Genomic DNA, 11,290 nt, shown 5'->3' with positions numbered 1-11,290 from the left:
CCACCCACTGCGACCCCTGACCCGGAAACACCAACACCGACCGCACACCCGACCGACCCACCCCACGCACCACACCCGACACCGACACACCCGACACACCCGACACACCCGACGCCAACGACCCCACACCGGCAAGAAGCCCCTCCCGATCCCGGCCCAGCACCACCGCCCGATGCTCCAACACCGACCGCGAACCCACCAACGACAACCCCACATCCACCGGATCCAACTCCGGCCGGACATTGACGAATCCAGCCAACCGCCCCGCCTGCGCGGCCAGCCCCTCCGCCCCGCGAGCCGATACCACCCACGGCACCACCCCAACCGGCGCCCGCTCCTCGACAGCCTCGGAGACAACCGCAGGCTCGGGCGCCTCCTCGATGATCACGTGCGCGTTCGTCCCACTGATCCCGAACGAAGACACACCCGCACGCCGCACACGCCCCTCCGCCCGCGACCACTCACGCGCCTCCGTCAACAACTCCACCGCGCCCACCGACCAGTCGATGTGCGGAGACCTCTCATCGACATGGAGCGTCTTGGGCAGCAACCGGTGACGCAGCGCCATGACCACCTTGATCACGCTGGCCACTCCGGCCGCGGCCTGGGCGTGGGCGACGTTCGACTTGACCGAGCCCAGCCACAGCGGCCTCTCGGCCGGACGGTTCCTGCCGTACGTGGCTTGCAGCGCCTGGGCCTCGATCGGATCGCCGAGCGGGGTGCCCGTCCCGTGCGCCTCCACAACGTCGATGTCGTCGGGCGACAGGCGGGCGTTCGCCAACGCGGCCCGGATCACCCGCTGTTGAGAGGGACCGTTCGGCGCCGTCAGGCCGTTGCTGGCACCGTCCTGGTTCACGGCGCTGCCGCGGAGGATCGCCAGGACCGGGTGGCCGTTGCGGCGCGCGTCGGACAGTTTCTCCAGCAGTACGAGCCCCGCGCCCTCACCCCACCCGGTGCCGTCCGCGGCGGCGGAGAACGCCTTGCACCGGCCGTCCGGGGACAGTGCGCGCTGCCGGCTGAAGCCGACGAAGGTGCCGGGGTTCGGCAGGACGGCGACGCCGCCGGCGAACGCCAGCGAGCACTCGCCCTGGCGCAGCGACTGGGCAGCCATGTGCAGTGCCACCAGCGACGAGGAGCAGGCGGTGTCCACGGTGACCGCGGGCCCCTCGAAACCGTAGGTGTAGGCGATGCGGCCCGAGAACACGCTGCCCGCGCTGCCGGTCATGAAGTGGCTCTCGACTCCAGCCGGGAGCTGGGGCGCGGTGCCCGACGCGTAGTGCCGGGTCACGTAGTCCGAGGTGATGCCGCCGGTGAAGACGCCGACCGGTTTGCCGCGCAGCGAGTCGGGCCTGATGCCGGCCCGTTCCAGCACCTCCCAGGAGGTCTCCATCAGCAGGCGCTGCTGCGGGTCCATCGCCAGCGCCTCACGCGGCGAGATCCCGAACAGCTCCGCGTCGAACTCGGCCGCGTCGTACAGGAAGGCGCCCTCGCGGACGTATGTCTTCCCCTGTGCCTCGGGGTCGGGGTCGTAGAGGGCGTCCAGGTCCCAGCCGCGGTTGTCGGGCAGGCCGGAGACCGCGTCACGGCCCTCGCTGATCAGGGCCCAGAAGTCCTCGGGGGATTCGACGCCGCCGGGGAACCGGCAGGCCATGCTCACGATCGCCACCGGCTCCTGCGCGGCGGCGGCCAGTTCCTGGTTGAGCCTGCGCAGGCGCTCGTTCTCGGTGAGCGACGCCCGCAGTGCCTCGACGATCTTCTCGGAGGATGCGCTGCTCATGACCGGTCCGTCCCTTCGGTGATGTCTGCCGTGGTGTCGCTCTCGCCGAGTGCGATCCGCACAAGGTCGTCCACGTCCATCGAGGCGATGGCCGGGCCGTCCTTCTCCTGGTCGGAGTCGTCGGTTGCCGCGGTGTCCGCGGGCCTGTCGGCCAGGCCGAGCAGCGCGTCCAGGAGTCCGGCCTGCCGGATGCGGTCCAGGGGGATGGCGGTGATGACCCGCCGGAGATGGGTCTCGTCGGTCGGTGCGGGTGGCCGGCCGTCGGGTCCGGCCGCCGCCTCGGTCCCTCCGGTTTCGAGGGTCAGTTCGTCGAGGATGTGGGCGGCGAGGGCGTCGGGGGTCGGGTAGTCGAAGACCAGTGACGCGGCCAGTCGCAGTCCGGTGGCTCCGTTGAGCCGGTTGCGCAGTTCCACCGCGGTCAGCGAGTCGATGCCCATGTCCTGGAAGGCCCGGCCGGGGTCGATCCCCGCGGACGAGGAGTGCCCCAGGACGGCGGCGAGGTCCGCGCGGACCAGCTCCACGACGATGCGTTCGTGCTCCGTCGCGGGCATGGCGCTCAGCCGCTGGGCCAGCGAGGGCCCCTGTGCGGCGGCGGTGCTCGCGGCCCGCCGGACCGGGGCGCGCACCAGCCCGCGCAGGATCGGCGGCAGGGTTCCCACGGCGGCCTGGGAGCGCAGCGCGGCCTTGTCCAGCCGTACGGGAACGAGCAGGGGCCGGTCGACGCCGAGTGCGGCGTCGAGCAGCGCCATGCCCTGGTCGTCGGTGATCGGGGTCAGTCCGGAGCGGGAGATGCGGGCCAGGTCGTCGCGTCCGAGCTGCCCGGTCATGTCGCTGGTCCGTGCCCACAGTCCCCAGGCGAGCGAGAGGGCCGGGAGTCCCTGGGCCCTGCGGTGGTGCGCGAACGCGTCGACGAACGAGTTCGCCGCCGCGTAGTTGCCCTGCCCTGGACTGCCGAAGACCCCGGAGGCCGAGGAGAACAGGACGAACCCGGCGAGGTCGAGGCCGCGGGTCGCCTCGTGCAGGTGCAGCACCGCGTCGACCTTGGCCCGCATGACCGTGTCGACACGCTCCGCGTCCAGGGCCGCGAGGGTGGCGTCGGCGACCACGCCGGCGGTGTGGACGACGGCGGTCAGCGGATGCTCTGCCGGTACCTTCGCGATCAGCTCGGCCACCGCGTCCCGGTCCGCCACATCACACGCGACGACCGATACCTCCGCCCCGTCGGCCTCCAACTGTGCCACCAGCTCCCGTGCGCCAGGAGCCTCCACACCCCGACGGCCCGCCAGCAGCACATGGCGCATCCCATGCCCCGCCACCAGATGCCGGGCCACCAGCCCGCCAAGGGCCCCGGTACCACCCGTGATCAGCACTGTGCCGTCCCGGTCCCACACCGGTGGCATCACCAGCACGTTCTTGCCGACATGCCGGGCCTGACTGACGAACCGGAACGCCTCCGGGGCCCGCCTCGCGTCCCACGCCGTCACGGGAAGGTGCCGCAACACTCCTCGCTCGAAGAGCCGGACCACCTCGGTGAGGATCTCCTGGAAGCGGTCGAGGCCAGCTTCGAGGAGGTCGAACGGGTAGTAGGCGACGCCGGGGTGATCGGCGGCCACTCGCTCCGCGTCCCGGACGTCGGCCTTGCCCATCTCCATGAACCGACCCCCGCGCGGCAGCAACCGCAGCGAGGCGTCCACGAACTCGCCCGTCAGGCTGTCGAGCACCACGTCCACGCCCCGGCCGCCCGTCGCGGCCAGGAATGCCTCCTCGAACTCCACCGTTCGCGACGACGCGATGTGCTCCGCGTCCAGCCCGCCGGCCCGCAGGGCATCCCACTTGCCAGGACTCGCCGTCCCGAACACCTCGGCACCCAGATGCCGCGCCACCTGTACCGCGGCCATCCCGACCCCGCCGGCCGCCGCGTGCACCAGCACCGACTCCCCTGCCCGCACCCCCGCCAGATCCACCAACCCGTAGTAGGCGGTGGCGAATACGGTGGGTACGGATGCCGCCTGTTCGAAGGTCCAGTCGTCCGGTACGCGTACGAGGGCGCGGGCATCGGAGACCGTCGTGGGCCCGAAGGCGGACGACAGCATGCCCATCACGCGGTCGCCCGGCGCCAGGGTGGTCACCTCGGAGCCGACCTCGGTCACGATTCCGGCGCCCTCGCCGCCCATCCGCGCCTCGCCGGGATACATGCCGAGAGCGATGAGGACGTCGCGGAAGTTCAGCCCCGCCGCACGCACGGACACCCGTACGTCCGACGGCCCCAACGGCTCCACCGCCGACGGCACCAGCGCCAGGTTCTCCAACGTGCCCGGTGTCGTCACATCCAGCCGCCACGGCGCCCCCACCGGGGGCACCAACCCCGGGCCGTCCGAACCCGATCGCACCAGCCGCGCCCCCAGCACCCGACCCGCACGCACCACCACCTGCGACTCGCCCGAGCCCAACGCCCCGGGCAACACCTCCGCCAACTCCACGCCCTCGTCGACATCCACCAGCACGAACCGACCCGGATGCTCCGTCTGCGCCGACCGCACCAGACCCCACAGAGCCGCATGGGCCAGATCGGGTACGTCGTCGTGCGCGCCGACTCCCACCGCACGACATGTGACCAGCACGAGCCGTGAGTCGGCGAATCGGTCGTCGGCCAGCCACTCCTGAAGGACCGTCAGCGCCTGGAGCGTGGACTGCCGTACGGCGTCCGCGAGCGTCGGCGACGACGGGGCGACGCAGGGAAGGACCACGAACTCCGGTGTTCCGTCTACGCGTTGCAGGGGTGCGAGGGCGCCCTCGCCGTCGACGCACGCATCCTCCCGACCGAGCAGCGTCCACCGCTCCGGCTGGACCGGGTCGTCGGCCGGCACTTCCACGGGAACCCAGTCGAGGACATAGGGAGCTTCCATCTCCTCGCCCCGCACGCGCTCCAGTTGTTCGGGGGACATCTCCGGGATGAGCAGCCGCTCCACGAGTGCGACCGGTGCGCCGGTGGGGTCGGCGAGCGCGACCCTCACCGCGTCCGGTCCCGCGGGCGACAGCTTCACCCGCACCGTCGAGGCACCGGCGGCGAAGACCGAGACGCCACTCCAGGCGAACGGCAGCCGCATGGAACCACCGCTGTCGAAGAATGCACCGGCGCCCGCGGACTGCAGGGCGGCGTCGAGCAGCGCCGGATGCAGGGTGAAGCGGCCGGCCGCCTCCTGCTCCTGTGCGGGCAGGCTCACTTCGGCGAAGACCTCGTCGCCGCGCCGCCAGGCCGCCCGCAGCCCCTGGAACGAGGGGCCGTAGGCATAGCCGAGCCGGGCATACGCCTCGTAGAACCCGTCGAGTTCCACCGACGTCGCTCCCGTGGGCGGCCACACACCGAGGTCGTAGGGTTCCTCCGGCACGTCATGGCTCAGGACACCGCTGACATGACGGGTCCACTCCTCCTCGGGACCGGGCCGAGAGTGCACGGTCATCGGTCGCCACCCGGACTCGTCCTCGGCGCCCACGCGGACCTGCACGGTGACACCGCCCTCCTGCGGGACCACCAGGGGGATCTCCAGGGTGAGTTCCTCGACGCGTCCGCAGCCCACCTCGTCCCCGGCCCGCAACGCGATCTCGACCAGACCCGCACCCGGCAGCAGCACTGTGCCACCGATCTCGTGATCCGCCAGCCAGGGGTGCGTATGCAGAGAGAGCCTGGACGTGATGACGATTCCCTGGTCCTCGGCGAGGGGGACGGCCGCACCGAGGAGGGGATGGTCCGCGGCGGCCAGCCCCAATGCTGCCGGGTCACCGCCGGCTGTGTCCGCGTCCTCCAACCAGTGGCGGCGGCGCTGGAAGGCATACGTGGGCAACTCCACGCGACGGCCACCGGGGAGCAGAGCAAGCCAGTCGATCTCAACGCCGTGCACAAACGCCTGCGCCAACCCCGCCACCAACGTCTCCGGCTCGGGACGGTCCTTGCGCAACAGCGGGACCGCACGGAGGCTGTCCTGGCCGTCGAAGGTCTCCTGAGCCATCGCGGTCAGGACACTGTCCGGGCCGACCTCGACCAGCACACCGACACCCTCAGACGCCAGCGCCGTGACGCCATCACCGAAACGGACCGCCTCGCGGACGTGACGCACCCAGTACTCGGGCGTGGTCAACTCCCCCAGCTCGGCGAGACGACCGGACACATTGGAGACCACCGGCAGCTGCGGCTCATGGAAAGTGACCTGTTCCGCCACCCGCCGGAAGTCCTCCAGCATCGGCTCCATCAAAGGCGAATGGAACGCATGACTCACCCGCAACCGCCGCGACTTGACCTCCCCCAGCGCCACGACCACCTGCTCAACGGCCTCCGCCTCACCGGACACCACCACCGACGACGGACCATTGACAGCAGCCAGAGAAACCCGACCGACAAAGTCCTCAAGTACGGGAAGGACATCAGCCTCACTCGCCTGGACCGCGACCATGACTCCACCAGCCGGCAACGCCTGCATCAACCGACCCCGCGCACTCACCAACCGGACCGCATCCTCCAACGAGAACACCCCCGCCACATGAGCAGCAGCCAACTCCCCGATCGAATGCCCGATCAACACATCCGGCCGCACACCAAAACTCTCCAACAGCCGCACCACCGCCACCTCGAACGCAAACAACGCAGCCTGCGTCCACTCCGTCCGACCCAACCGATCCACATCCACGAACACGACAGGGTCCAGCCCGAACCCACCCGCAACCTCATCCAACGCCCCCGCGAACACCGGGTACACGGCAGCCAGTTGGGCACCCATCCCGACCCGCTGCGCCCCCTGCCCCGAGAACCCGAACGCCAACCGAGCCCGACCCCGAGCCACCCCGGACACCACACCCACACTCGACGAACCCTCCAGCACAGCACGGAGCCCGCCGAGCAGACCGTCCCGATCCCGCCCCACCACCACCGCCCGGTGCTCCAACGCCGACCGCGAGGTTGCCAACGAGAACCCCACGTCGACCGGATCCAGCTCCGGTCGGGCCCCGACGAACTCAGCCAACCGCCACGCCTGCCCGACCAACCCCTCGACCCCGCGCCCCGACACCACCCACGGCACCACCGAAACCGGAACCGGAACCCGCTCAGGAACCACCTCGACGGAGGACTCGGATACCTGCTCCACGATCACGTGCGCGTTCGTCCCGCTGACCCCGAACGATGACACACCCGCCCGCCAGGGCCGATCCACCTCCGGCCACTCCCGAGCTTCGGTCAGCAACTCCACCGCGCCGGCCGACCAGTCGACGTTCGTCGACGGCGCGTCCACGTGCAGGCTCTTGGGCAGCATCCCGTGCCGCATGGCAAGGATCATCTTGATCACACCCGCGGCGCCGGCGGTGGCCTGTGTGTGCGCGATGTTCGACTTGACCGAGCCGAGCCACAACGGCCGCCCCTCAGGCCGCCCTTGGCCATAGGTGGCCAGCAGCGCCTGCGCCTCGATCGGATCCCCCAGGGACGTACCCGTGCCGTGGGCCTCCACCGCATCCACGTCGCTCGCTGACAGCCCCGCGTTGGCCAACGCGGCTCGGATCACCCGCTGTTGGGACGGTCCGTTCGGAGCCGTCAGACCGCTGCTCGCCCCGTCCTGATTCACCGCACTGCCCCGGATGACCGCCAACACCTCGTGACCGTTCCGCCGGGCGTCCGACAGCCGCTCCAGCAGGAGCATTCCGACGCCCTCGCCCCAGCCGGTGCCGTCGGCCGCGTCCGCGAAGGGCTTGCAGCGGCCGTCCGGTGCGAGGCCGCGTTGGCGGCTGAAGCCGACGAAGGGGTAAGGGCTGACCAGGACGGACACTCCGCCCGCGAGTGCCATCGAGCACTCGCCACTGCGCAGGGCCTGGCCCGCCAGGTGCATCGCCACCAGCGACGACGAGCACGCCGTGTCCACCGTCACCGCAGGCCCCTCCAGGCCGAAGGTGTAGGCCACCCGGCCGGAGAGGACGCTGGAGGATCCTCCCGTGATGGCGTAGCCCTCGGCGCTGTCGGGGACCTTGCGGCTGCCGGAGACGTAGTCGGACCATGCGGCGCCCGCGAACACGCCGATGTCGCGGCCCTTGAGCGCTCCGGGGTCCAGTCCGGCCCGCTCGAAGGTCTCCCAGGACGCCTCCAGCAGCAGCCGCTGCTGCGGGTCCATGGCCAGCGCCTCGCGGGGCGAGATGCCGAACAGTTCGGCGTCGAACTCGGAAGCGCCGTAGACGAACGCACCCTCCCGCGCGTAGCTCTTGCCGGGTGCGTCGGGGTCGGGGTCGAAGAGGTTCTCCAGGTCCCAGCCCCGGTCGTCCGGGAATCCGGCCACGGCGTCCCGGCCTTCGGCGAGCAGGCGCCAGTAGTCCTGGGGGGATTCGATGCCGCCGGGGAACCGGCACGCCATGCCCACGACGGCTATCGGCTCCCGTGACTCGGCCTCGACCTCCTTGAGGCGCTGCCTCGTCTCCGACAGTTCGCCGGTGACGCGCCTGAGGTAGTCCCGGAGCTTTTCTTCCACGCCGACCATGTGAATCCCGTCTTCCACGCGTTTGGGTGCCGATCAGGGGGCGAGTTCTCGTCGGGCGGGTCAGTCGAGCCCGAGTTCCTTGTCGATCAGCGCGAACATTTCGTCGTCCGAGGCCGATTCCAGGGTCGTCCGGTCCAGGCCGCCGTCGGTCTGGGACTCGGCGCCGCCGTCCAACGTCCTGAGCAGGTACCGCAGTCGTTTGGCGACGCGGTCGCGCACGCCGCCGTCCGTCGGTGCCGCCAGCACGGCCGCTTCGATCCGCTGGAGCCCTTCGAGGGCGTCCACCTCGTCGCCGTCTTCTCCCTGCTGGAGCTGTGCGTGCAGATGCCGGGCGAGGGCCGCGGGGTTGGGGTGGTCGTAGACGGTGGACGCGGGCAGGCGCAGCCCGGTCGCCTCGTTGAGCCGGTTGCGCAGTTCCACCGCGGTGAGGGAGCCGAATCCCGATTCGAGGAATCCTCGCTCCGGTTCGACCTCGTCGGGCTTCGCGTGGCCGAGGACGGTGGCCGCCTGTGCCTGGACCAGCTCCATCAGGACGCGGTGCCGTTCGGCGACGGGCAGGCCGGCCAGTCGCCGGTCGAGGGCCGACCGCGACACGGATTCCTCCGCCGCCTCCTCGGGGGCCTTCAACAGCTGCTGGACCTGCGGAAGTTCGGCCAGGAGCGGGCTGGGTCGGGCGACCGTGAACAGGGACACGAAGCGCTCCCAGTCCATGTCGGTGACGGAGAGGGTGGTCTCGTCGCGGTCGAGGGCCTGGTGCAGTGCCGTGATCGCCAGCGCCGGGTCCATGGCGCGCAGGCCGCGCAGGCTCAGCGCCTCCCCCATGCCTTGTTCGTTGGCCAGACCGTCCCCGTCCCACATGCCCCAGGCGACCGAGGTGGCGGCAAGGCCGCGGGCTCGGCGCCGGTCGGCCAGCGCGTCCAGATGGGCGTTGGCGGCTGCGTACGCTCCCTGCCCGCTCCCGCCCCAGATGCCGGCGTTCGACGAGAAGAGCACGAAGGCGTCCACGTCGTCGTCCTGCCCGAGCAGTTCGTCGAGGGTCTGGGCGCCGGTTGCCTTCGCCCCCAACGTCTCGGCGAGGTCCGAGAGCTGTGCGTCCGCAAGGCCCACGAACCGGCCGGGAACGCCGGCGGCGTGCACCACCGTCCGTACCGGGGAGCCCTCGTCCCTGAGCCGGTCCAGCAGTGCGGACACGCTGTCCCGGTCCGCCATGTCGCACGCGGCGATGGTCACTCGGGCGCCCAACTCCTCCAGTTCCGCCGACAGTTCGTTTGAGCCCGCGGCATCGGGGCCCCGCCTGCTGGTCAGTACGACGTGCTCGGCGCCCTGCGCGGCCAGCCAGCGCGCGACGTGCGCACCCAGACCGCCGGTACCCCCGGTGACCAGGGCGGTGCCGGTCGGGCTCCACTGCTTCGCCGTCGTGCGCCCGTCCAGGGGTGCGCGGACCAGGCGCCGTACGAACACACCCGATGGGCGCAGTGCGAGTTGGTCCTCGTCGCCCGAGTCGGTCACAGCGGCGCGCAGTCGGCCCGCAGCCCTGGCGTCGGGTGTCTCGGGCAGGTCGATGAGTCCGCCCCAGCGCTGGGGCATCTCCAGCCCGGCCACCCGTCCGAGTCCCCAGACCTGTGCCTGGAGCGGATGCGGTCCCGGGTCGATGCTGTTGACGGAGACGGCGCCCTGGGTCGCGCACCACAGGAGTGCCTCGACGTCCGCGTCGCCCAGCGCCTGAAGCAGGGTCAGGGTCGCGCCGAGCCCGGCCGGAACACCGGGATGATCCGCCGACGGCGCCTCGTCCAGCGCCAGAAACGACAGCACCCCATTGATCTGCCCGGCCACCGTACCCAACTGCCCCGCCCACGACTGCCGTTCCGGCCGAGCCGCATCCAGTACGACCACCCCGACCTCAGCGCCACCGCCCCCCAACACCTCGCCCGCCGCCACCACCCACGGATGCTCCCGATGCGCCGCGGGCACCACCAGCAACCACGTCCCCGACAGCACGGCGGCGCCTGTTGTGGCCGGCCGAAGGGGGCGCCAGGCGACTTGGTAGCGCCAGGAGTCGACGACCGAGTCTTCCCGGCGCTGCCTGCGCCAGGACGCCAAGGCCGGAAGCACTGTCTCCAGTGACGAACGCACCTGTCCGGCGGTCCCGTTGGCGTCGGGTAGGAGGGTCCGGGCGAGTTCCTCCAGGTTCTCGCTCTCCACCGCCTCCCAGAACAGCGAGTCGACGACGTTCGGCGTGATGTCGGTGCCGTCGGTGTGCCGTGGACTGCTGACAGGTTCCAGCCAGTAGTGCTTGCGTTGGAAGGCGTAGGTCGGCAGGTCCACCCGCCGACCGCCCGGCAGCATGCTCGTCCAGTCCACGTCCACGCCGTGGACGAACGCCTCCGCCACCGAAGTCAGGAACCGGTCCATCCCGCCCTCGTCCCGACGCAGGGAGCCGATCGCCGCACCGGGCACGTCCCCGGCATCCACCGTCTCCGTGATCCCGGTCGCCAGAACAGGGTGCGCACTCGACTCGATGAAGACGTCGTATCCCTGTGCCAGCAGCGCCCTGGTGGCGCCTTCGAACTGGACCGGCTGCCGGAGGTTGGCGAACCAGTAGTCGGCGTTCAACTCCGCCGTGTCGATCCAGTCTCCGGTGACCGTCGAGAAGAACGGCACCCGCGAAGGCACCGGAGCAATCGGCGCCAACAACTCCGCCAACTCCTCACGGATCAGATCCACATGAGCCGAATGCGACGCGTAATCCACCGGAACCCGTCGCGCCCGCACCCCCAGCCCCTCGCACGCCACGAGCAGTTCGTCCAGCGCATCCGCGTCGCCGGACACCACGGTGGAGTCGGGGCCGTTGGCTGCCGCGACACCCACACGGTCGGCCCAGGGAGCGAGTAGATCCTCGGTCCGGTTCCGGCCGGCGGCGATGGAGACCATGCCACCCAACCCCGACAACCGACGCAACACCCGACTCCGCAACGCCACCACCCGCGCCGCATCCCCCAACGAC

The 11,290-nt window shown here is 71.0% G+C and carries 3 protein-coding genes; all 3 read right to left on the bottom strand.

The genetic code is table 11. The features are described from left to right. Nucleotides 1-1,777, bottom strand: a 1,777-nt coding sequence (locus tag ACFVT5_RS43015; RefSeq protein WP_389899705.1) for a type I polyketide synthase, incomplete at its 3' end; no start/stop codon positions are given. Further along, the gene (locus tag ACFVT5_RS43010) at nucleotides 1,774-8,277 is read right to left on the bottom strand and encodes an SDR family NAD(P)-dependent oxidoreductase (protein ID WP_389899703.1); all 6,504 of its coding nucleotides are present in this window, start codon (nucleotides 8,275-8,277) and stop codon (nucleotides 1,774-1,776) included. The genes ACFVT5_RS43010 and ACFVT5_RS43015, both read right to left, overlap by 4 nt. 69 nt (nucleotides 8,278-8,346) lie before the next feature. Continuing rightward, nucleotides 8,347-11,286 (bottom strand): SDR family NAD(P)-dependent oxidoreductase, encoded by a 2,940-nt coding sequence (locus ACFVT5_RS43005; RefSeq protein WP_389899706.1) that lies wholly within the window; start codon nucleotides 11,284-11,286, stop codon nucleotides 8,347-8,349. Nucleotides 11,287-11,290 lie beyond the last annotated feature (4 nt).

The organism is Streptomyces sp. NPDC058001, from assembly GCF_042886315.1.
Classification (GTDB): Bacteria; Actinomycetota; Actinomycetes; order Streptomycetales; family Streptomycetaceae; genus Streptomyces.
Note: the sequence above shows the minus strand (reverse complement) of the source record. Positions and strands in the feature narration are given on the sequence as shown.